Below are 21,452 nucleotides of genomic sequence, written 5' to 3' on the forward strand. Positions count from 1 at the left end.
CACCCGACCCGATGGCCGCAGCCGGCCCCCACGGTCGGCTGCGGCCATCGGAGCTCAGGGGCACTCAGTCGGCGGGCTCGTCCGGCACCGGATGCTCGGGGTGCACCGTTCCCTGTCGGGGCGGCTCCCCCTGCCGGCCCGTCCCCGCCTCGTCCGTTTCGGGGACGTCGTCGGCGGGCTCGTCGGCGTGGTCCTTCCCGTCCCTCTCGTCCTTCTCGGCCTCGCCGGTGCCCGTGAAGCGCGAGGCGGCCTCCCATGGGTCCTCGCCGCTGGCGGCCTGCTGGTCCGGCATGTCCCGCGGGACGGGCTGACCGTTCTCGCCGGGTCCTTCGAGGCGGTGGTCGGTCACGGCGTCCTCCCTTCGTGGTCCGGGCGCCACGCGAGTACCTCCGGCGTGACCTGCGAAACCTCAGCGTGGTGCCCGCTCCTGAAGTACCGCGTGCCATGCGGGGAGCGGACTCTCCGGTGCGGGATCGGGACGCCGTCCGCCGCGTGCGAAGAAGTCGGCGAGCGGCAGGATCGCGGCGCCGACCGTGACCGCGTCGGGCCCGAGCCGGCCCAGCTCGACGGTCACCTTCCCGGCCGGGTGGCGCAGCGCGTAGGACAGGGCGTGACGGCGTACGGCGGGCAGGAAGCGGGCGCCGAGGGCCAGGCCCGCCCAGCCGCCGATGAGGATGCGCTCGGGCTGGAAGAGGTTGATCAGGTCGGCCAGCCCGGCGCCCAGGTACTCGGCGGTCTCCTCCAGGACGGCCAGCGCGACCGGGTCGGCCTCGCCGTCCCCGGGCGGGTACGCCGCGGCGAGCATCGCGGTGAGCGCGGACTCCTCGTCGGTGCCGTCCTGGCCCCGGCCACCCTCCTCCCGCCAGCGGGCGAGCAGCGACTCGGCGCCCGCGTAGGCCTCCAGGCAGCCGAGCGCCCCGCAGCGGCAGCGGCGGCCCCGGACCCGGACGGTCAGGTGCCCCCATTCGACGGCCCGGCCCTGCTCCGCCTCGGGGGTGACGAGGCTGGCGCCGACGCCTGAGCCGAGGAGGACCACCACGGCGTTGTGCGCGCCCCGTCCGGCGCCGAACCACATCTCGGCCTGGCCCAGCGTCCTGGCGCCGTTGTCGATGAAGTACGGGACGGTGTCCGGCAGCGGGGTTCCGGTGCGGAGCAGGGCCTCCAGCGGGACGGCGTCCCAGCCGATGGTCTGCCCGTGCACGAGCGCGCCTCGGTCGAGCGTGCGCTCGACGATGCCGGGGACGCCGATGCCGACGCCGAGGAGCCGCTCGGGCGCCAGGCCGGCGGTGTCGAGCACCTCGGCGATGCCCCGGCGGATGTGGTCGACGATGACCTCGACCTCGTACCCCTGGACGGCGAGCGGGCGCTCGACGCGGGCCAGCTCGGTCAGGGTGAGGTCGAACAGTTCCACACGCACCCGGGTCTCGCCGACGTCGACGCCGATCATGTGGCCGCTGCCGGGCGCGACGCGCAGCAGGGTGCGGGGGCGGCCGCCGTCGGAGTCGACGCTGCCGGCCTCCTCCACCAGCCCGTCGGTGAGCAGGTCGGCGACGACGTTGCTGACGGAGCCGGAGCTCAGTCCGGTCGCCGGGCCGAGGGCGAAGCGGCTGAGCGGGCCGTCGAAGTAGAGCCGTTGCAGCACGGCCGTGCGGTTGGCCCGCCTGAGATCGCGTACCGTGCGCCCGTTCCGCCCCGCCATGCGGCTCCTTCCACCTCTTGTCCGACCTGCAACATACCGCCGGGGCAGGCTCGGCGCGACATTCCTCCACCCCTTATTTCACGCTGTGAGATTTCCTGCCGAGGAGCTCTTCGATCTCGTCCAGGGCGGCGACGAGTTCCGGGGCGACCGTCTCCTGAACCCAGCGCTCCTGGTCCTCGCCGACCTCGCGCGGAATCGTCTCGGTGAGCATGATCAGGTACAGATAGGCGCGGTACAGGGCGAGGCGGAGGAGGGCCGGGGCGTCGAAGCCGGCCCGGCCGCCGGACTCCCGGTAGCCCGCCAGGAACGCCTCGTCCTCCTTGATGTCCCCCAGCAGCGCCAGGGAGACGAATTCGGCGAGGGGGTCACCCCAGAACATGCGCTCCCCGTCGATGAGGCCGCCGATGCGGGCCGCTCCGTCCGAGCGGTCGACGAGGATGTTGCCCCGCCACAGGTCGAAGTGCACCAGGCACGGGACGGTGACCTCGTCGAGGGCGCCGTACGCGGAGCGGGCGGTACGGGCCACCGCGTCGACCGGGCGGGGCAGCCGGGCCCCGTAGCGCCGGGCGTCGTCGAGGACGGCGTCGAACATCGTCGTGAACGCGGTCCGCCAGTCGGGGGCGAGCGGGCCGAGGGCGCCGGAGGGATAGCCGAAGCCGGGGCCCGTCACGCGGTGCAGTCGGGCCGTCCGGCGTCCCAGCTCCGTACGCAGCGCGGTCTGTTCCACGGCTGTGAGGGAGTCGTCCCAGGGGGCGCCGGGACAGGCGGTCATGAGCAGGAAGTCGTCCCCCATGGACACCAGCCGCGGCGCTTGGACTCCGGCGCGGGCTGCCGAGCGGTAGAACTCGGCCTCCGACACGAGCAGTCGGCGCTCGTGCCGGAGGCCGGGAACAGCGGCGGCGGGCGGGATCTTCAGCACGTGGCGGGTGCCGTCGGTGAGGCGGAGCTCCTCGACGGTGTTGTACGTGCCGCCGGTCAGCGGGCGGAGGCGGGCGAGGCGGCCGGGATCCAGGCCCGCCGCCTCCAGGATGCGCCGGGCCCGCTCCCAGGAGTCCACCACCGTGCGCCCACCCCTCCCCTACGGCTTCGTTCAGCCGGCCGCGTACACGTCCTCGACGTAACGCCCGTCCGCGACCAGCCCGTCGAGCCACTGCTCGGCGGCCGTCTCGTCAACGCCAGTGTGCTTCCGGTACAGGGTACGGAACGCCTCCCGCACCCCGGGCGCCATCCGCGAACCGTCGCCGCAGACGTACACCCGCGCTCCGGCGTCCAGCAGGCCCCAGACCTCCTCGGCCTCGGCGGCGATGCGGTGCTGCACGAAGCGCACCTCGCCCTCGGGGGTCTCGCTGAAGGCGGGGCGCAGCGATACGGCCCCGGCGGTGTCGGCGGCGCCCAGTTCGTCGGCGTGCATGAAGTCGGCGTCGGGCGCGTCACAGCCGAAGTAGCAGACGGCCGGGGCGAGTTCGGAGCCCGCCGCGAGGGCGGCCGTGCGGTCGGCGATGGCGCCGCGGAACGGGGCGAGGCCGGTGCCCGCCGCGACCATGACGACGGGTGCGGCTCCGCCGGTGGCGTCGATACGGAAGGCCTCCCGGCACGGCTGCACGCGCGCGTAGACCGTGTCGCCGGGCTCCACCGCGTTGAGGTGGCCGGATCCGGTGCCCCGGTAGACGCCCCTGCCGGAGCGTGCGGGTGCCTGCAGCAGCGACACCATCAGGTCCACGTGGCCGGGTTCGACGGCGGGCGAGGAGGAGATGGAGTAGTGGCGGGGGCGCAGCGGGGTGAGGAGGTCGAGGAGCTGGGGCCAGTCCAGGGCGCCCCGCAGGGCCGGGTGGTCCTCGAGGATCTCCACGAGCGTGCGCGGGTCGTCGGTGAGGGCGGCCAGGGCCATGCGCTCCGGCGGGCACGGGTTGGCGTCGGCGAGCGCGGCGAGCTGCCCGGCGCTCGGGCGCTCCTGCAGCTCCACGTGGTGGGTGAGGAGCTGCCGTACCGTCACGGGCCGGTCGACGGCGATGCCGTCGCGGCGCGGGCGGGTGGCGCGGATGTCCAGGACCGCGTCGAGGTCGACGCCGAGCGCGGTGGCGGTGCGGGTGACGAGGTCCGGGTCGTTGGCGGGCAGCACGGTGAGGTGGTCGGCCGTGCGGTAGGTGACGCCGTCCGGGAGGGCGACGCGGAGGAACCGCTTGCGGCGCGCGTAGCCGGGCGCGGTGAGGTCGTAGGCCTCGGTGACCCGCATGGGGACGAGTTCGTGCCGTTCGGCGAGGGCGTCCAGCGGGCCGCCGGTCAGGGTGCGGACCTCGTAGGCGGCCGTGGGCTCGGGGTCCGGGGTCGTTGCGTCCGGGTCGCCGTACTGCCGCAGGAGGGCGGTGCGCAGGGCCGCCGTGAACTCCCGGACGGTGCCGGTGAGGTCGCCGGAGGCGTCGGCGGCGGCGCGGTCGAGCAGCCGGGTGGCGCCGGACTCCGCGAGCCGCTCGTCGATCCGGGTGGGGACGTGCTGGTAGGTGGCGGCCCAGTTGCGGTCGCCGACACCGAGCACCACGTACGTCACGCCGGACAGGTCGTGGTCCTCTTCGAGGCGGGCGGCGAAGGCGGTGGCGTCGTCGGTGGGGCGGCCGTTGTAGGAGGCGGCCGTGATCACGACGGGCCGGTCGGTGGGCAGGCCGCCGGCGTAGGCGTCCAGGGCTGCCACCTGGGTCTCGCAGCCGACGGCGGCGGCCTCGTCGGCGAGCTGGGCGGCGAAGTCGCGGCAGGTGCCGTAGTTGCTGCCGTGCAGGAAGAGGGCGGCGGTGCCGGGGCGGACGCGCGCGGGCAGGTCCCGCGGCTCGGCCGAGCCGGTGTCCTGGAGCGGGGCGGCACCGGGCAGCGGCGTGTGGACGCGGTCGGCGCAGGTGCGCGGGGTGAGCGCGAGGGTGAAGCCCTCGGGCTTGAGGGTGAGGGTCTCCTTGATGTCGAGACGGTAGTCGGCGTGGTCGCCCAGCCGGTAGCGGTGCACGATCATGGCCAGCAGCATGGTCGCCTCGTGCAGCGCGAACTGGCGGCCGATGCAGGCGCGCTCACCGGTGCCGAACGGCTTGAAGGCGTGCACCGGGCGCTCCGCCTCCGCCTCGGCCGTGAAGCGGGCGGGGTCGAACAGCTCGGGGTTGTCGCCCCAGACGGGCTGCCGGTGCAGCATCGGCGTGAGCACCAGGGCGGAGTCCCCTGCGCGCATCGGGATCCGGCCGCCGAGCAGCGTGTCCTCGCGGGCCTGCCGGGCGAACACGGCGGCCGTGGGCCAGAGCCGGAGCGCCTCGTTGAGGACCTGGCGGGTGTAGGTCAGCCGGCCGACCTCGTCGTACGTCGGCTCGACGTCCGCCGCGTCGCCCCACATCTCGTCGACCTCGCGCTGCACCATCTGGAGCGCGGTCGGGTGCTTGGCGAGGTAGTACAGCGCGAAGGACATCGCGCCGGAGGTGGTCTCGTGCCCGGCGATGAGGAAGGTGATGACCTGGTTGCGGATGTTGGCCGTGTCGAGCGTGGTGCCGTCGGCCGGGTGCTCGGCGGTGAGCATCAGGCCGAGGAGGTCGTCGGCCTGGCTCTGGTCGGTGCCGGTGCGGGCGGCGATGACCTCGTCGACGACCTGGGCGAGGTAGGTGGAGTCGTCGCGGAAGGCCGCGTCCCGCGCCGAGTAGTCCTGGCCCGGGACGCGGGCGAGGCGGGTCATGCTCCATTCCAGGCAGCGGACCATCGACTCGACGAAGGGGTGCGGCTCGTCCCGCTCGAAGGAGCCGAAGTCGTACCCGAAGCCGGCGAGTCCGATGGTGTCGAGCGTCATGCGGGTCATGTCGCCGGGCACGTCGACGGGCTTCCCCGCACCGGCGTCGCGGTCCCAGGACGCGATGAGCCGCTGGGCGACCCGCAGCATCACGGGGTGGTAGGTCCGCATCGAGCCCAGCGCGAAGGCGGGCATGAGGATGTCGTGCGCCTTGGCCCAGTTGGGCTCTTCGTTGTAGGCGGTGAACAGGCCGTCGGCGGCGAACTCGCGCACGTTCTCCAGGCCGGGTCCGATGTGCTTGGCGAACCGCTGCTCGTCCGCGAGGTCGGCGACCAGGTCCAGGTCGCCCACGAACAGGGTGTCCCGCCCGTACAGCCGCCGGACGAACGCGGACCCGTGCTCGCGCATCAGGGCCATGGCCTGCTGGATGGGCGCGGGGCCGGGGCCGGTGGCGGTGATGTCGGCGACGGGGATGTCGTCGCGGGTGTCTGCGGGGCGGGAGGTCTGTCCGGTGGGGGGCATGACGCGGCAACTGCCTTTCGCGGTACGGAAGTACTGCGATCCAGCGTGATCCACGGGGCCCGGCGGACGGTGCCGCGCCCCTACATGATTGTGTAGTGCAAGCAGATGCGTCGCTCTTGCGCGGGAGCGACCCGGCGTGGCAGGAGACGCTCGTGGACCTGGCCCGGCACGAGGCCGTGACGTGGCGCAACCGCGCCCTGCTCCTCTTCGACCGGGTCGCGATGCCGGTCGCGGTGTGCGACGTGTACGGCGCGGTGCTGCTCGCGAACCCGGCGATGGCCGCGGAGTGCGGTACGACGCCGGGGCGGCTGCGCGGCCGTGACGTGCTGGAGCTGTTCAGCCCGCGGGAGGCGACGCAGGTGGAGCGGATCGCCGAGGCGCTGCGGCTGCGGCACCGCTCGCGCTACCAGGTGTCGGTCCGCTGGCGGGCACCCGGCGGAGCGGAGCGGTACGGGGAGCTGACGGCGGACCCGGTGAGCGACACGGTGGAGGAGACGCCCGCCCTGCTGGTGATGCTGCGGGTGGACGGCGAGCACGAGGCCCGTAGCGCCCCGCCCGCCGAACGGGTCACCCCGGCGGAGGCCCGCATCCTGGCCCTGCTGGCAGCGGGCGCCACGACGGCCCGGGCAGCCCGCGAGACCGGCCTCACCACCGACGGCGTGACGTACCACCTGCGCCGCCTGTCCTCCCGCTGGCACGCCGCCAACCGCACGGAACTGGTGGCCCGCGCCTACGCGCTGGGGGTACTGGCCCCAGGGGTGTGGCCGCCGGAGGCCCCGGCGGCGGACCCGGACTGAGACACCTCCGGGAAAACCGCTCGCCCCCTTCGTCGCGGCTGTCTAACCTGACCTGGCCCCCAAAACCTAGGACCCCTAGGTTTGGTCGAGGGCAACGCTGAGATCAATGCCGAAGACAACCAGGAGCCCTCCCATGATGCCGCTCACCGAGCAGGACATCCGCACCTCGTTCATCAACTGCTCGAAGGGAGAAGCCAAGCGCCTGGCCGTCCCCCGGGATCTCGGGGAACGCCCCTGGGACGATCTCGACTTCCTCGGGTGGCGGGATCCGGGGGCGCCCGATCGGAGTTATCTCGTGACCGAGCGGGAAGGCCGGCTCGTCGGGGTGACGATGCGGTTCCAGCCCGCGCAGCGGGGGTCTCTGCAGCGCAGCATGTGTTCGCTGTGCCTGACGACGCACCCGCGGGGCGGGGTCTCGCTGATGACCGCCAGAAAGGCCGGGGCGGCCGGGCGTGAGGGGAATTCCGTCGGTGTGTACATGTGCACCGACCTCGCCTGCTCCCTCTACGTACGCGGGAAGAAGGTCCCGGAGAGCGGGTCCCGTCTCGAGGAGAGCCTCACCCTGGCGGAGCAGATCGACCGGACCACGGACGGGCTGGCCGCCTTCCTCGACAAGGTGTACGCCTGAGCGTCCTCGGTCGCCCCTGTTTTCCCGCGGCGCTAACGTCCTTCATGGATGCGTTCGATGCGCCAGGCGAAGGGGAACAGCCCGAGGATGCGAGAGGTACGCGAGTGGACGGCGCACGCCACGCGGATCATGCACAAGCGCCGGGATCCCGTGGTCGTCCAGACGTTCCGGTCCGCGACCGCGGCGACGATCGCGTACGTCATCGCGCTGCGGCTGAGCCCCGAGCCGGCGGCCGCACCTCTCACCGCTCCCCTGACCGCGCTGCTGGTCGTCCAGGTGACGCTGTACGCCACGCTCACCAACGGCTTCCGCCGGGTGAACGCCGTGGTCACGGGAGTCCTCGTCGCCATCGCGTTCAGCCTGCTGGTGGGCCTGACCTGGTGGAGCCTGGCGATGCTCCTCGTGGCCGCGCTGGTCGTGGGACGGCTGGTCCGGGTGGAGGAGTACGTCCCCGAGGTGGCGATCAGCGCGATGCTGGTCCTCGGGGTCACCACTGTCGGGGACACCGCCTGGGCCCGGGTGGTGGAGACGCTGATCGGCGCGACCGTCGGGCTCGCCTGCAATCTGCTGCTGGCTCCGCCGGTGTGGGTGGAGGAGGCGGGCGAGTCGATCGAGGATCTGGCCCGCCGGCTGCGGCAGCTGATGCTGCGCATGGGCGAGGAGGCCGCCCGCGGAACGCCCGTGGACCGCGCGGCGGAGCGGCTGCACGAGGCGCGGCGTCTGGACCACGACATCGTCGAGGTGGACGCGGCCCTCAGACAGGCCGAGGACAGTCTGCGGCTCAACCCGCGCGTGCAGGACAGCGTGCTGCACCGGGTCGTGATGCGCACCGGCCTGGACACGCTGGAGATCTGCACGGTCGTCCTGCGCGTGCTCGCGCGTTCCCTCACCGACCTCGCGAAGGAGCGCGAACCCAAGCCGCTGTTCGAGGCCGAGACGGGTGCCGCCCTGGAGCAGCTGCTGTCCGAGATCGCCGACGCGGTGGTGAGCTTCGCGGTGCTGGTCACCACCCACCTCAGCTCGAGCGCCGAGTCGGCCGAGGAACGTCTCGCCGCCGAACTGCGCACCGCGGCGGGCACCCGCGACAAGCTCGCCCTGCTGCTGCGCGAGGAGGCCGAACGCGCCCCTGGCCACTGGCAGCTTCCGGGCGCCGTCCTGACGGAGGTCAACCGCATCCTCGACGAGCTCGACACCGAGCACCGCACCCGGCGCCTGTTCGAGGAACTGGACCGCGTGTCGCGCGAGCAGCGCGCACGGATGCCCCGGCTGACGCGACTGCGTGAGCGGCTGGGCGTCACGGAACAGCTGTGGCGGGACCGCGCCGGGTTCGACGGGCGTTCTCGCTGAGGGACGCGGGCGACCAAGACACGGAGGGCCTCGCCCCCACCGGACGCGGCAGGGCCGTCGAGCCGGCCGGCGACCGGCTCGGGGACCATCACGAGCCGTGACAGGAGCCCGCGCCCGGGCAGGTGGTGCGGTGACCGGGGAACGCGCCGGGGCCGTCCAGTCGAGGACGGGGACCGGTAGGCGGCCGAGGCACGTTGCGTCTCGCGCAACGCGCGGTGCCGTTGTTGCACCCGGTGGGTGATCCACGCAAAGGTGGCTGTCGCGACGGGGACGAGTGACGACCTGAGGGGCGACATGGGCAGTGGTGGCTGGAGCAGGCGCCGGTTCGTCGGCGCGCTGGCAGGAGGATCCGCCGCGGCGGCGCTCCCGGCCTGTGACAAGGCGCCCGCGCCCTCGGCCTCGACGACCCCGTCGGCCCCCGAGCCGAGTCCGTCCGCAGAGGCCCGGCGGCCTTCCGGGCCCCGCCCCCTGTACCTCGGCACGTACACCTCCGTCGAAGGCGGCGGCAAGGGCATCGGCCTCGCGACCTACGACGCGGAGACGGGCCGGATCACCGGCACCGGCACCGTCACGGGCGTCGGCGACCCGTCGTATCTCGCGATCCACCCGGACCGCCGCACGCTGTACGCGGTGAACGAACGCGAGGACGGCGCCGTGACCGCCGTCCGGCTGTCCGACCGGAAGGTTCTCGGCAGCCGGAGCACCGGGGGCGCGGCCCCCTGCCATCTGTCGGTGCATCCGGGCGGGCGCTGGCTGCTCAGCGCGAACTACGGCTCGGGCAGCGTGGCCGTGCATCCGATCGACTCCTCGGGAGCCCTCGGCGAGCGCACCGACCTCGTAAGGCACTCCAGTCCGCCGCCCGGTCCGGGCCAGGACGGGCCGCACGCCCACCAGATCTTCACCAGCCCCGACGGGCGGCACGTGCTCGCCGTGGACCTCGGCACGGACACCCTCTACACGTACCGGCTCGACGAGAAGGCCGGCACGCTCACCGAGGTGTCGCGGGCGCGGACCCGGCCGGGTGCCGGACCGCGTCACCTCACGTTCCACCCCGGCGGCCGGTACGCCTACCTCGCCGACGAGGTCGACAACACGGTGGCCGTCTGCACGTTCGATCCGGCCTCCGGCCGTGTGACCGTCGGTGAGGCGCAGTCCACGGGCACGGGTTCGGGCACGAACTACCCGGCGCAGCTCCTGGTGACGGCGAACGGCCGGTACGCCTATCTGGCCAACCGCGGCGCCAACAGCCTCACGCGCTATGCGATCGAGGCGGACGGTGCCCGGCTCCGACTGCTGGACACCGTGCCGGTGGACGGGGACTTCCCCCGCCAGATCGCCTTCTCGCCGGAGGGCACGCTGCTGTTCGCGGCGAACCAGAAGTCCAACACCGTCACCGTCTTCCACGTGGACGAGACCAACGGTGCGCTGCGGCGCGTCGGCGAACCGTTTCCCTCACCGGTCGCCGTCTGTGCGCTGCCGCTGTAGGGCCCGCGGGCAGGACGCGGCGCTCGCCTGGGTGAGCAGGACGTGCATGCGCTCGGTGAGCTGCGCGACGTCGTCGGCGGGCGCGTGGAACGCCAGGCGTACGTCGCCGTGGGCGCGGGACCGTTCGATGCGCAGCGTCAGTCCGTGCCGGTCCACGGCGAGCGGCTGGACGCGGACGGCGCCGTGCAGGCTGTCGTGCTCCACGAGCCGGGTGAGCCGCTCGACGGCGTCGGCGTGGCAGTCGGCGAGGTGCGTCAGCAGCCGGGCCTCGGCCGTGGTGAGCGGGTCGGGCACGGCGGCGGCGAACTCGTCGAGGTCCACGACCACGGCACCGGACGACTGCCGCAGTACGACCCGCGTGGGCCGGAAGGCCAGCTGCCCCTCCTCCACGGCGAACCAGCCCGCGAGCCACAGCCGGGCGCGGATCCGGTTCCGCACGGGGACGGGCGCGACATCGGCGAACTCCAGCACCGCGGACGGCTCGCCGCGGGGCGCGCAGATCGCGGCCGCGAGCAGGGCGCTGTCCTCCGGCACGTTGACGAGCACCCTGCCGTCCTCGGTCACCGTGTGCGCGCCGACCAGCTCCTCCCGCGTACCCTCCGCGGTCACCGAGCATGACCACGCGGCGGCGAGCACCGAGCGCGCCCGCTCCGCCGCGGCAGGGGCCGCCGTCCAGCTTTGGCTGTCGTCACCCATCCCAGACCTCCTTAGGTAAGCCTTGCCTAACCTATCGAAGATCCGGGTGTGAGCCAACCACGTCACGTGATCTTTACGAGGCCTATCAGGGAGTGAGCACACCCAGCAGGGCGCGGGCGCACAGTTCGCGCACCTGCTCCCGGCCCAACTCCGCGTCGCGCAGCCACTCCAGACAGACGGCCGTGGTGAACGCCAGCCAGCCGCGCACGGCGAGCCGCACCTCCGGCCGCTCCTCGAAGGCCGGGCCGAACTCGGGGTCCGCGGCGAGGGCGGCGAGGATCTGCCGCTCCTGCGCGGCCAGGGCCCGCTGGTAGACCCGCCGCACCGCCTGGTCCCCGGCCGCGTCAGCACGGTGGAAGGCGCGATAGCCGTGCGCGTGGGCCCGGACGTACTCCAGGAACGTGTCGAGACCGGCCGCGAGTTGCGAGCGCACGGGGACGCCCGGAACCGCCGCCGTCATGCGCAGCATCCGCTCGCTCTCGCGCTCCACGACCGCCGCGAAGAAGTCCCGCTTGGCCGGGAAGTAGTGGTACAGCAGCCCTCGCGACACCCCGGCGATCTCGGCGACCTGCTCGATCCACACGTCGTCGTACGGGCTCTCCGAGAAAAGCCGCGCCCCGACCGACAGGAGCTGCTCCCGGCGCTCCTCGGTGCTGAGCCGGCGGCGGGTCCGCCCGCCCTGGTTCGCGGCCATACCGGCACTTTACTTGACGCCGGTTCAACAACGGGACCAGACTGAACCGCGCTATTGAACCCACGTACAACACGTGCGAACCCGCCGCCGGATCAAGGGAGATCGCGTCATGACGGAGGCGCCGATACGGGCCGCAGGGCCCAAGGGGTTCCGGAGTGCCGAGCTGGGCTGGCCCGAGCTGGACCGCATTCCGCATCCGCCGCGCCGGATCCCGCTGCTCGGTGATGTGGTGGGCGTGAACCGGCGCACTCCCCTGCAGGACTCGCTGCGGTACGCCCGGCGGCTGGGGCCGGTCTTCCGGCGGAAGGCCTTCGGCAAGGAGTTCGTGTTCGTGTGGGGCGCCCGGCACGCGGCCGATCTCGCGGACGAGTCGCGGTTCGCCAAGCACGTGGGGCTCGGCATCGCCAACCTGCGGCCGGTCGCCGGGGACGGCCTGTTCACGGCGTACAACCACGAGCCCAACTGGCAGCTGGCGCACGACGTGCTCGCCCCGGGGTTCAGCCGCGAGGCCATGGCCGGCTACCACCCGATGATGCTGGACGTCGCGCGGCGGCTGACGGAGCACTGGGACCGGGCGGCGACGGAGGGCCGGTCGGTGGACGTGCCCGGCGACATGACGAAGCTGACGCTGGAGACGATCTCCCGGACCGGATTCGGGCACGACTTCGGGTCGTTCGAGCGCTGCCGGCCGCATCCCTTCGTGACCGCGATGGTCGGCACGCTCACCTACGCGCAGCGGCTCAACACCGTGCCCTTCCCGCTGGCCCCGCTGCTGCTGCGGAGCGCGAGCCGCCGCAACGCGGCCGACATCGCCCACCTCAACCGCACGGTCGACGAGCTGGTCCGGGCCCGGCGCGCGACCGGCGGCGGCGACGGCGACCTGCTGGACAGGATGCTGGAGACGGCCCACCCGGAGACCGGGGAGCGGCTCTCGCCGGAGAACGTCCGCCGTCAGGTGATCACCTTCCTCGTCGCGGGCCACGAGACCACCTCGGGCGCGCTCTCCTTCGCCCTGCACTACCTCTCCCGGCACCCCGAGGCCGCGGCCCGGGCCCGCGCCGAGGTGGACCGGGTGTGGGGCGACACGGCGGAACCGGCCTATGAGCAGGTGGCCCGACTTCGTTACGTCCGGCGGGTGCTGGACGAGTCGCTGCGGCTGTGGCCCACCGCGCCCGCCTTCGCCCGGGAGGCACGCGAGGACACGGTGCTGGCCGGGGAGCACCCCATGCGGCGCGGGGCGTGGACGCTGGTGCTGACGCCGATGCTGCACCGGGACCCCGAGGTGTGGGGCGCGGACGCCGAGCGGTTCGACCCGGACCGCTTCGACGCGATGGCCGTGCGGTCCCGCGCCCCGCACACCTTCAAGCCGTTCGGGACCGGGGCGCGGGCGTGCATCGGACGCCAGTTCGCGCTGCACGAGGCGACGTTGGTGCTCGGTCTGCTGCTGCGCCGCTACGAGCTGCGGTCCGACCCGGCCTACCGGCTGCGCGTCACGGAACGGCTGACGCTGATGCCGGAGGGTCTGCGGCTGCACCCGGAGCGACGGACCCCGGTGCGGGAGCCGGCCTCACAGCTGCGCTCTCCAGTGCCCGGGGCGGCTGACTGACTCGGGCAACAGGGTCCCTGCACTCCCCCGGGCCGCGTTCAGCTGCGGCTGGGTGAGGAAGAACGCCCCGGTGAGGTCGGCGTCGGTGAGATCCGCGTCGCGCAGATCGGCACCGATCAGGTCGGCGCCCCGCAGGTCCGCGCCGGTGAGGTCGGCGGCGATGAGGTAGGCGCCGCGAAGATCGGCGCCGCGCAGGTCTGCGCCCTTCAGCCGGGCGCCCATGAGGTCCGCGCCCCGGCGGTTCTTCTTACGGCCCTTGATGCCGGCCCTGGCCAGTTCGCTCGTCCTCAGCAGCAGGACGTTGACCTCCTGGCGGTGCGCCGCCACGTCCAGCTCGGCGAGTTCCCCGGGGGTGCCGCCGGTGAGCTCCTCGGTCTTCTCCAGGGCCGTGCGCAGATCCGCGTGGACCGGTCGGGCCGCGGGCAGCGCGAGCGCCTCGGTCAGGTACCACAGCAGCTCGTGCAACTGCCGGACGACCGGGAACACGTCGAACATGCGGCGGGCGTGCTCCGGAGGCCCGGACCTCCAGCCCTGACCGCCGAAGGTGATCTGCGAGACCTGCTGTCCGGCGCCGAAGCAGTCGTAGACGGTGCAGCCGGTGAACCCTTTCTGCCGCAGTCCGGCGTGGATGCCGCAGCGGTGGTCGTCCTGGAGGTTGCGGCAGGGTGTTCCGGCGTCCTTGTCGACCGCGAAGTCCGCCGATCGCGCGAAGGGCAGCGCGACACAGCACAGCCCGAAACACCGCTCGCAGTCGCCGCGCAGTTCCGCTCGCGCGGCTTGGTGATCTCGCATGACGTTCAGCGTACAAAACGAAGAACGTCGGTCAGCCCGTGAGTCCGGGCGCCTCCAGACGCGCCAGCCGCTCCGGGTCGGCCAGGATGTACATGCCGGTGATCCGGCCGTCGGCGATCGTGACCCCCATGACGGACTGCACTCGTCCCTCGGGCACGTGGACGAGACCGACCGAGCCGTTGACCAGCACCAGCCGCGCGGACCGCGCGTACCGGGCGAACATGAGCGCCTGCTCCGCCACCGTCTTCGCGCCCTGGACGACCTTGGAAGCGGCAGCGCCCCGCACGAGGGCACCCGAGTCGGCCCGCAGCACCACGTCCGGGTGCAGCAGCGCGAGCAGCGCCTCGAAGTCGCCGCCGCGCGAGGCGGCCAGGAAGGCGTCGAGCACCTCCTTCTGCCGGCCGAGGTCCGGCTCGGCCGACGGGGTGGCACCGCGCACCCGGCGCCGGGCACGGCTCGCCAGCTGCCGGGTCGCGGCCGGGCTGCGCTCCACGACCGGCGCGATGTCGTCGAACGGCACGGCGAACATGTCGTGCAGCACGAACGCGAGCCGCTCGGCGGGCTCCAGGTTCTCCAGGACGACCAGCAGGGCCAGGCCGACCGAGTCGGCCTGGAGCACCTCCTCCGCCGGGTCGACGTGCGACAGGGGCCTGAGCACCGGGTCCGGGACGAAGACGTCGTCCATCGGCTCCTCACGGCGTGCGGTGCGCGAGCGCAGGAGGTCGAGGCAGATGCGGCCGGTCACCGTGGTGAGCCAGCCGCCGAGGTTCTGGATGTCGTCCGGGTCGGTGCGGCTCAGCCGCAGCCAGGCCTCCTGGACGGCGTCCTCCGCCTCCGTCAGGGATCCCAGCATGCGGTACGCGACCGCTCTGAGGTGCCCGCGGTGTTCCTCGAACCGGTCGGCCAGTTCCTCGCTGCCTGCCATGCTCTCCCCCGTCATCTGCTGAACAGTTCGAACGCCACCGCCGGCCTTCCCCCGAACCGCTCGCCCGTGGCCTCGGCGTGCTGGGTCAGGAAGCCGCGGACGTACGTCTCCGGGTCCTGGTCGGTCAGCACCTCGATGTAGGTGCGGTGTTCGAGCAGCGAGGCCACCGCGCGCTCCAGGCCGGCCGTCGCGTCGACGGCGTGGGTGGGTGTGCTGGAACCGGCGACGGCGACCCAGCGCACTCCGTCCCACGGCTCGAGGCCCTGCTCGACGAGTTCCGGGAAGATCCACCGGTTGCCGGCGTCGCCGGCCGCGTCGAGCGTGGCGCGGCCGACCGCGACGTGGTCCGGGGTGTTCCAGGCGACGCCGCCCCAGGTGTCCCGGTGGTTGAGCGTGATGACCAGCTCGGGCCGGTGCCGGCGGATGGCGGCGGCGATGTCGCGTCGCAGGGCGGTGCCGTACTCGATGACGCCGTCCTTGTGGTCGAGGAACTCCACGGCCGAGACGCCGACCACCGCCGCGCTCGCCCGCTGCTCGCGCTCCCGCAGCGGGCCGCACTTCTCCGGCTCCAGCGTGTCGATGCCCGCCTCGCCCCGGGTCGCCAGCACATAGGCGACCTCGCGGCCCCCGTCGGTCCAGGCCGCGATCGCCGCCGAGCAGCCGTACTCGAGGTCGTCCGGGTGGGCCACGACCGCGAGGGCACGCCGCCAGTCGTCGGGCATGGGCTGGAGTTGAGTGGTCGTCATGTCGGCAGACTAGGGCCTGTCGTTTGGATCAGGTCGCAGGGAACTGGCGGTTTCTCGTCAGCGCCGGTGAGCGGGGTCTGGTGCGTGCAGCTGCAAGGCGGAGGAGGGAGTCGACGCGATGGGGGCACCGCCCGCGCGAGCGCAGCCGAGCGTGGGGGAGTCGGCGAGTGACGACAACGCCGCAGATGTGCGTGCCAGACCCCGCGTCTGCGGCGTGATCCAAACGGCAGGCCCCTTGTCCGGGCCGCCGGTCTCAGGCCTCGTCGCGCGCCATGGCCAGCAGCCGGTCGAGGACGCGGGAGCCGCCGGTGCGCACACCGTCGTGCTCGAACTCGTCCGTGATCCAGGTGCGCAGGCCGCGGATCGTGCGGGCGGTCCGCAGAGAGTGGTCCGTGTCGACGTACATGTCGTCGTGGTAGACGGCCGCGACGACCGGCACCTTGTTGGCGGCCAGGCGGGCCGCGTCGTACAGGGGCGTCCAGTCGGTGCGGGCGGCGAGCAGGTCGGCGGTGTCGCGCAGGGGGCGCAGGGCCGGGTCGCAGTCGAACATCCAGGGGTGGATCGACTCGCCGGTGAACAGCAGCGGCTCGTCACCCGCGAGCGCCTTGGCCGCGTCGAACCGCGGGAACTCGGCGCGGACCCGCTCGGCCGACCAGGCGGTGGGCCGGCCGTCCTGGCCGTAGATCGCCTCGTGGACCAGGGCGTACAGCGGGTGGCGGGCGTAGGACAGCATGCCCTGCGCCTGCTCCTGGAAGGCGTCGGACAGGGTGAAGCCCTGCGGGGTGCGGACGAAGGCGTCCTCCAGGAGGTAGTGGAGGCGGTGGGTGCCGTCACCGGTGCCGAGGAGGATGCCGAGGGACTGGAACGCCTCGACGGTGAGCCGGTAGCCGTTCGGCAGGACCACGTCGTGTGTCAGCAGGTGGTCGGCGATCCGGCGGGCGCGTTCGGCATCCTGCGGGTAGCGGGCGTAGTGGGCGGCGACCTTGCGTTCGATGCGCGGGAAGGCGGCCCGGTAGACGTCGTCGGCGTGGGCGTCGAGGGCGGGCAGCCCGCCGGTGATCACGGCGGTGGCCAGGCCCTCGGGGGCGAGGGAGAGGTAGCTGGTCGCGCAGAAGCCGCCGAAGCTCTGGCCGAGGACGGTCCAGGGCGCGCCGCCCGTGACCAGCGGGCGGATGGCCTCGCAGTCGCGGACGATCGAGTCGGCGCGGAAGCGGGTGAGGTAGTCGGCCTGGTCGGCGGGGCCGCCGCGCAGCGGGAGCGTCTGCCGGTTGGCGGGCGTGGAGTGGCCGGTGCCGCGCTGGTCGAGGAGCAGGACGCGGAACTCCTTCAGGGCCCTGCCCAGCCAGCCCGGCCTGCCGACGGAGCGGTCCGCGCCGAAGCCGGGACCACCCTGCAGATAGAGCAGCCAGGGCAGGTCCTGGTGGGCCTTGCCGCTCGCCACGACCTCGCGGGCGTACAGCTCGATCGTGTCGCCCTCGGGGCGGTCGTGGTCGAGAGGGACGGTGAAGCGGCGGTCGGTGAGGACGACTCCGGGCTGGCGGTAGCTGACGGTCAACAGGGCTCCCGGGACGGACGGATTTTCGGACCGCGTCCCAGTTCATCACAGGGAACGTCCGCGGGTGGGCCCTTCGGATCATGAAACCTTGCTGAACGGCCGTTCAGGCTCGGTGGGCTCAGCGGGCGGACAGACTGGAGCGGCGGACCACCAGCTCCGGCTGGAGGACGACCCGGCGGTGCTCGTGCGGCTTCACCGCGCCCTCCGCCTCCGTCTCCTCCAGGAGCAGATCGGCCGCCATGGCGCCCATGGTGACGGCGGGCTGCCGTACCGAGGTGAGCGGGACGGCCGCGGCGGCCGCGAACTCGATGTCGTCGTAGCCGACGATGGCGAGGTCGTCGGGGACACCGACACCCGCCGCGTACATGGCCTGCAGGACGCCGAGCGCGAGCAGGTCGTTGGCGCAGAACACGGCGGTCGGCCGGTCGGCGAGGCCGAGCAGCCGGGCGCCGGCGTCGCGGCCCGCGGCGACGTCCAGCCGTTCGGTGGGCAGCTCGCGCAGCGCGTCGGGGCCGAGCCCGGCCTCGGCGAGCGCTTCCAGGGCGCCGGTCCGCCGGTCGCGGACCTGGTTGAGGCCGGGCGGGCCGCTGACATACGCGATCGAGCGGTGCCCGGCGTCGACGAGATGGCGTACCGCCAGTGCGCCGCCCGCGACGTCGTCGACGGAGACCGAGCACTCCGTGGTGCCCTCGGCGACCCGGTCGACCAGGACGAACGGAATGCCGTGCCGGCGGAAGGCCTCGATGTTGCGCCCCGTCGCGTCGGCGGGGGTGAGCAGCACGCCGCGCACACGCTGCTCGGCGAAGAGCGAGAGATAGTCGGCCTCCTCCCCCGGGTTCTGGGCGCTGTTGCAGACCATCACGCCGAGTCCGGCCTGGCGGGCGGCACGCTCGGCGCCGCGTGCCACGTCGACGAAGAAGGGGTTGCCCATGTCGAGGACGAGCAGCCCCATGATCCGGCTGCGGCCCGCGCGCAGTTGCCGCGCTGACTCGCTGCGGACGTAACCGAGCCGGTCTATCGCGGACTGCACGCGGGCCCGGGTCTCGGTCGCGACCGAGTCCGGGCGGTTGATCACGTTCGACACCGTGCCGACGGAGACTCCGGCGGCACGGGCGACGTCCTTGATACCCACCGACTGGGACATCGGACAGGGACCTCCAGAAGGGGGAAGAGGGGGCGGCGGCCGGAGCGGCTTCACATTACCGGCATGCCGCCCCGGCGACCGGGTCCGGTCAGGCGGGCAGACGGAAGTCGACGACGTGCAGCGCCGAGGGCGTCGTACCGCTGGACTTCTCCTGGTACATGAAGGACAGCACGCCGTCCTGCCCGACACGTGTCTCGTCGATGACGACCTCGCCGAAGGCGTTGAGGCCACTGCCGTCGAAGAGGATCTTCCAGTCGGTGTATCCGGAGGCCGCGGAAGCGCCGGCGATCCGGCCGAAGGGGAAGATCGCGTACGCGTTGTCGTACTTGTCCAGGATCAGCTTGGTGCGCTGGCTGGAGTTCAGCGGGACCGGGATCTCGGTCTTCTGCCAGGTGCCGGAGGCGTTCCTGCGGACGTGGAAGGCGCGGCCGTTGGCGGTCCGGTTCGCGACGTAGTCGGTGGTGCACTGGCCGAAGCGGCCGGGGACGTAGGAGATGATCGCGTGCGGCCGGCCAGCGGAGTCGGTGAACTGGCTCTCCTGGTTCATCAGGGAGTGGTCCGGGTTCAGCGGGTCCACGACCAGCCCGGCGTCGTTCACGGACACCTTGTCGGAGCCGCCGGTGACGCCGACGACGCTGCCGGCGTTGTTGCGCCAGGTGCGGCCCCGGTCGTCGGAGTAGACATAGCCGGTGTCGTGGTTGCTGATGCCGCCGCCGTCGCACATCACGGCGCCGTTCTGCTCGCGCCAGGTGAAGAAGGAGTGCAGCCGCCCGTTCCGGTCGTAGTCGATGCCGTGCAGGTACATGTTCCGGGCGGTCGAGGAGCCGTGCTCGCTGGAGTAGGTCCCCGTCGAGCTGGACCACTCGCCCAGGTTGGTCCACTTGGTGCCGTCGTACTCGGCGAGCGCGTTGCGGCCGTTGCCGGAGACGGCGACGCGGTAGCTCAGCTGGAGCTTGCCGTCGGGCGTGGAGACGAACTGCGGGTAGGTGAACTGCGAGGTCAGCGCCAGGCCGTCGAGGGTCGACTGCGGCGCCCCGAAACGGGCGGCGGTCCAGCTCAGTCCACCGGGGTTGTCCATCAGCCCGGCGACCGACTTGACGTAGGTGAAGCCGTCGCTGTGGGAGTCCATGTTGAGGTGCAGCCGGCCGTCGGTCTTGGAGACGCCCATGGAGATGACGTTGTGGGAGTCGTCGTACCGCAGGGTGTGCCCGACCTTCACGGTGGACCAGGTGCTCGTTCCGAGGGCGCGGCGGCCGACGACGGCGTTGCGGTCGGCGGTGTACCAGACGGCGTACTGGTAGCCCTTGTAGGTCAGCAGGCCGTTCTTCTGGAACGCGTTGTTGTTGACCAGTCCGTCGTACGACACGAAGAAGACGGCCTGGCCGTCGAGCGTGGTGGTGCCGGTCCGGGTCACGGAGGGCCCCGGGTCGGCGGCCCGGGCGGTGCCGGAGGCGAGGGCGGGGGTCACCACGGCCCCGGCGAGGGCGGCGGCCAGCAGCGTGCGTCTGTGCATCTCATGGACTCCATCGTCATGCGAGGTGGAACACTTCCGTGAGCGGTTTCATGGCCTCGTCGGGCCGGGCGCCGTCCAGCGACTCGAAGAACGGCGCCATCTCCGCCTGCCAGCGGGCGTTGACGTCGGTGGCTTCCATTCCGGCCTGGGCGGCTGCGAAGTCCTCGGTCTCGAGGTAGCCGACCAGCAGTCCGTCCTCGCGCAGGAACAGCGAGTAGTTGTGCCAGCCGGTCTCCGAGAGCGCCTGGAGCATCTCGGGCCACACGGTGGCGTGCCGCTCGCGGTACTCGTCGAGGCGGTCCGCCCTGACCTTCAGCAGGAAGCACACGCGCTGCATCGACACCCCTTTCGGTGATCGGAATCCAGTGATCAGAAGTTGAACTGGTCGATGTTCTTGGCGTCGAACACGGTCGGCTTGCCGAGGCTGATCACACCGTCCTTGCCGATGGTGTACTCGCCCATGGAGCCGGCCTTGAAGGTCTCGCCCTCCTTGCCGGTGATCTGCCCGGAGGACAGGGCGACGGCGGTACGGGCTGCCAGCTCGCCGAGCTTGGCCGGGTCCCACAGCTCGAACGCCTCGACGGTGCCGTTCTTGACGTACTTGCGCATGTCGTTCGGGGTGCCGAGGCCGGTCAGCTTGACCTTGCCCTTGTACTTGGAGCCCGACAGATACTGGGCGGCGGCCTTGATGCCGACGGTGGTCGGGGAGATGATCCCCTTCAGGTTCGGGTACTCCTGGAGCAGGCCCTGGGTCTGCTGGAAGGACTGCTGGGCGTCGTCGTTGCCGTACGCGGTCTTCACCAGCTTCATGTTCTTGTACTCGGGCTTCTTCAGCTCGTCCTTCATGAAGTCGATCCAGGTGTTCTGGTTCGTCGCGGTCTGCGCGGCGGACAGGATCGCGATCTCGCCCTTGTAGTCGATCTGCTTGGCGAGCAGCTGCACCTCGGTGCGGCCCAGGTCCTCGGCGGACGCCTGCGAGACGAAGGCGTTGCGGCAGTCGGCCGTGGTGTCGGAGTCGTACGTGACGACCTTGATGTCGTTCTTCATGGCCTGCTTGAGCGCGGTGCACAGGGCGCCCGGGTCCTGCGCGGAGACGGCCATCGCGTCGACCTGCTGCTGGGTGAGCGTGTTGACGTAACTGACCTGCCCGGAGGTGTCGGTGGCGCTGGACGGACCGACCTCCTTGTAGCTGGAGCCCAGCTCCTTCAGCGCCTTCTCGCCGCCCTTGTCGGCGGAGGTGAAGTACGGGTTGTTGACCTGCTTGGGCAGGAAGCCGACGGTGAGGCCCTTCTTGGTGGCCGCGTTCGGATCGGCCTTGCCGGCGGTGGCGGCGGATGCCCCTTCGTTCGCCACGTCCTTCTTGGTGGTGCCGCCGCATGCGGTGAGGGCCAGGGCGAGGGAGGTGGCGGTGGCGAGCGCCGCACAGCTGCGGCGGAGAGTCGACTTACGCATGGCTTTTCCTTTGAACGAGGTGGAGGGGGACGCCCTTGCCTTCAGGGGCGCGGGGCTGTATCGATCTGCGGCTCCGCCGCGTGGGCGCGACCAGCCACAAGCC

General features: G+C 72.4%; 19 protein-coding genes. 5 read left to right on the forward strand and 14 right to left on the reverse strand.

Annotated elements, in window-relative coordinates:
- Positions 1-64 precede the first annotated feature (64 nt).
- The 4 genes from ACZ58V_RS07485 to ACZ58V_RS07500 form a co-directional block, all read right to left on the reverse strand.
- Entirely contained in the window at positions 65-349 is a 285-nt protein-coding gene (locus ACZ58V_RS07485; protein WP_468185838.1) for a hypothetical protein, read from the reverse strand.
- 60 nt (positions 350-409) lie between these two features.
- Positions 410-1,699 carry an ROK family protein gene (locus ACZ58V_RS07490; protein ID WP_471288865.1) on the reverse strand — a complete coding sequence of 430 codons (1,290 nt, stop codon included), beginning with the start codon at positions 1,697-1,699 and terminating at the stop codon, positions 410-412.
- A 73-nt stretch (positions 1,700-1,772) separates the two neighbouring features.
- A complete protein-coding gene (locus ACZ58V_RS07495; protein ID WP_471288866.1) occupies positions 1,773-2,759 on the reverse strand; it encodes a phosphotransferase family protein in 987 nt (328 codons plus the stop codon).
- A gap of 30 nt (positions 2,760-2,789) precedes the next feature.
- Positions 2,790-5,969, reverse strand: coding sequence for a bifunctional cytochrome P450/NADPH--P450 reductase (locus ACZ58V_RS07500; protein ID WP_471288868.1), 3,180 nt, complete (start codon positions 5,967-5,969; stop codon positions 2,790-2,792).
- A 221-nt stretch (positions 5,970-6,190) separates the two neighbouring features.
- Between ACZ58V_RS07500 and ACZ58V_RS07505 the strand changes: the two genes are divergently transcribed.
- From ACZ58V_RS07505 to ACZ58V_RS07520, 4 genes are all read left to right on the forward strand, one after another.
- Complete coding sequence (locus tag ACZ58V_RS07505) at positions 6,191-6,766, forward strand: PAS domain S-box protein (protein WP_471289919.1); 576 nt, start codon at positions 6,191-6,193, stop codon at positions 6,764-6,766.
- Positions 6,767-6,899: 133 nt separating this feature from the next.
- Positions 6,900-7,394 (forward strand): FBP domain-containing protein, encoded by a 495-nt coding sequence (locus ACZ58V_RS07510; RefSeq protein WP_471288870.1) that lies wholly within the window; start codon positions 6,900-6,902, stop codon positions 7,392-7,394.
- An 87-nt stretch (positions 7,395-7,481) separates the two neighbouring features.
- The gene (locus ACZ58V_RS07515; protein WP_471288872.1) at positions 7,482-8,741 is read left to right on the forward strand and encodes an FUSC family protein; all 1,260 of its coding nucleotides are present in this window, start codon (positions 7,482-7,484) and stop codon (positions 8,739-8,741) included.
- A gap of 294 nt (positions 8,742-9,035) precedes the next feature.
- Positions 9,036-10,226 carry a lactonase family protein gene (locus ACZ58V_RS07520; RefSeq protein ID WP_471289920.1) on the forward strand — a complete coding sequence of 397 codons (1,191 nt, stop codon included), beginning with the start codon at positions 9,036-9,038 and terminating at the stop codon, positions 10,224-10,226.
- Here ACZ58V_RS07520 and ACZ58V_RS07525 read toward each other — a convergent pair.
- Together ACZ58V_RS07525 and ACZ58V_RS07530 are read right to left on the reverse strand one after the other, a co-directional pair.
- On the reverse strand, positions 10,194-10,922 hold the full coding sequence (locus ACZ58V_RS07525) for a DUF2470 domain-containing protein (RefSeq protein WP_471288874.1): 729 nt from the start codon (positions 10,920-10,922) through the stop codon (positions 10,194-10,196). The two genes, ACZ58V_RS07520 and ACZ58V_RS07525, sit on opposite strands and share 33 nt — an antisense overlap.
- 85 nt (positions 10,923-11,007) lie before the next feature.
- Positions 11,008-11,616, reverse strand: coding sequence for a TetR/AcrR family transcriptional regulator (locus ACZ58V_RS07530; protein WP_471288875.1), 609 nt, complete (start codon positions 11,614-11,616; stop codon positions 11,008-11,010).
- 109 nt (positions 11,617-11,725) lie between these two features.
- Here ACZ58V_RS07530 and ACZ58V_RS07535 point away from each other — a divergent pair, with 109 nt between their 5' ends.
- On the forward strand, positions 11,726-13,222 hold the full coding sequence (locus tag ACZ58V_RS07535) for a cytochrome P450 (RefSeq protein ID WP_471288878.1): 1,497 nt from the start codon (positions 11,726-11,728) through the stop codon (positions 13,220-13,222).
- Here ACZ58V_RS07535 and ACZ58V_RS07540 read toward each other — a convergent pair.
- The 8 genes from ACZ58V_RS07540 to rhaS all read right to left on the reverse strand — a co-directional run bounded on the left by ACZ58V_RS07540 (position 13,184) and on the right by rhaS (position 21,349).
- Positions 13,184-14,014: a pentapeptide repeat-containing protein gene (locus ACZ58V_RS07540; RefSeq protein ID WP_468185815.1), complete on the reverse strand. Its 831-nt coding sequence runs from the start codon at positions 14,012-14,014 to the stop codon at positions 13,184-13,186. The two genes, ACZ58V_RS07535 and ACZ58V_RS07540, sit on opposite strands and share 39 nt — an antisense overlap.
- Before the next feature lie 31 nt (positions 14,015-14,045).
- Positions 14,046-14,939 carry an RNA polymerase sigma factor SigJ gene (gene sigJ / locus ACZ58V_RS07545; RefSeq protein ID WP_471288881.1) on the reverse strand — a complete coding sequence of 298 codons (894 nt, stop codon included), beginning with the start codon at positions 14,937-14,939 and terminating at the stop codon, positions 14,046-14,048.
- A gap of 11 nt (positions 14,940-14,950) precedes the next feature.
- A complete protein-coding gene (locus ACZ58V_RS07550; protein WP_471288883.1) occupies positions 14,951-15,685 on the reverse strand; it encodes a PIG-L deacetylase family protein in 735 nt (244 codons plus the stop codon).
- Between the two features lie 253 nt (positions 15,686-15,938).
- Entirely contained in the window at positions 15,939-17,240 is a 1,302-nt protein-coding gene (locus ACZ58V_RS07555) for an alpha/beta fold hydrolase (protein ID WP_471288885.1), read from the reverse strand.
- Positions 17,241-17,358: 118 nt separating this feature from the next.
- The gene (locus tag ACZ58V_RS07560; protein WP_468185803.1) at positions 17,359-18,384 is read right to left on the reverse strand and encodes a LacI family DNA-binding transcriptional regulator; all 1,026 of its coding nucleotides are present in this window, start codon (positions 18,382-18,384) and stop codon (positions 17,359-17,361) included.
- 88 nt (positions 18,385-18,472) lie between these two features.
- A complete protein-coding gene (locus tag ACZ58V_RS07565) occupies positions 18,473-19,897 on the reverse strand; it encodes a BNR repeat-containing protein (protein WP_468185800.1) in 1,425 nt (474 codons plus the stop codon).
- A 16-nt stretch (positions 19,898-19,913) separates the two neighbouring features.
- Positions 19,914-20,234 (reverse strand): L-rhamnose mutarotase, encoded by a 321-nt coding sequence (locus ACZ58V_RS07570; protein ID WP_359892830.1) that lies wholly within the window; start codon positions 20,232-20,234, stop codon positions 19,914-19,916.
- A gap of 32 nt (positions 20,235-20,266) precedes the next feature.
- Positions 20,267-21,349 (reverse strand): rhamnose ABC transporter substrate-binding protein, encoded by a 1,083-nt coding sequence (gene rhaS, locus ACZ58V_RS07575; RefSeq protein WP_359892833.1) that lies wholly within the window; start codon positions 21,347-21,349, stop codon positions 20,267-20,269.
- Positions 21,350-21,452 lie beyond the last annotated feature (103 nt).

The sequence above is a fragment of the Streptomyces sp. NPDC040589 genome, from assembly GCF_055594445.1.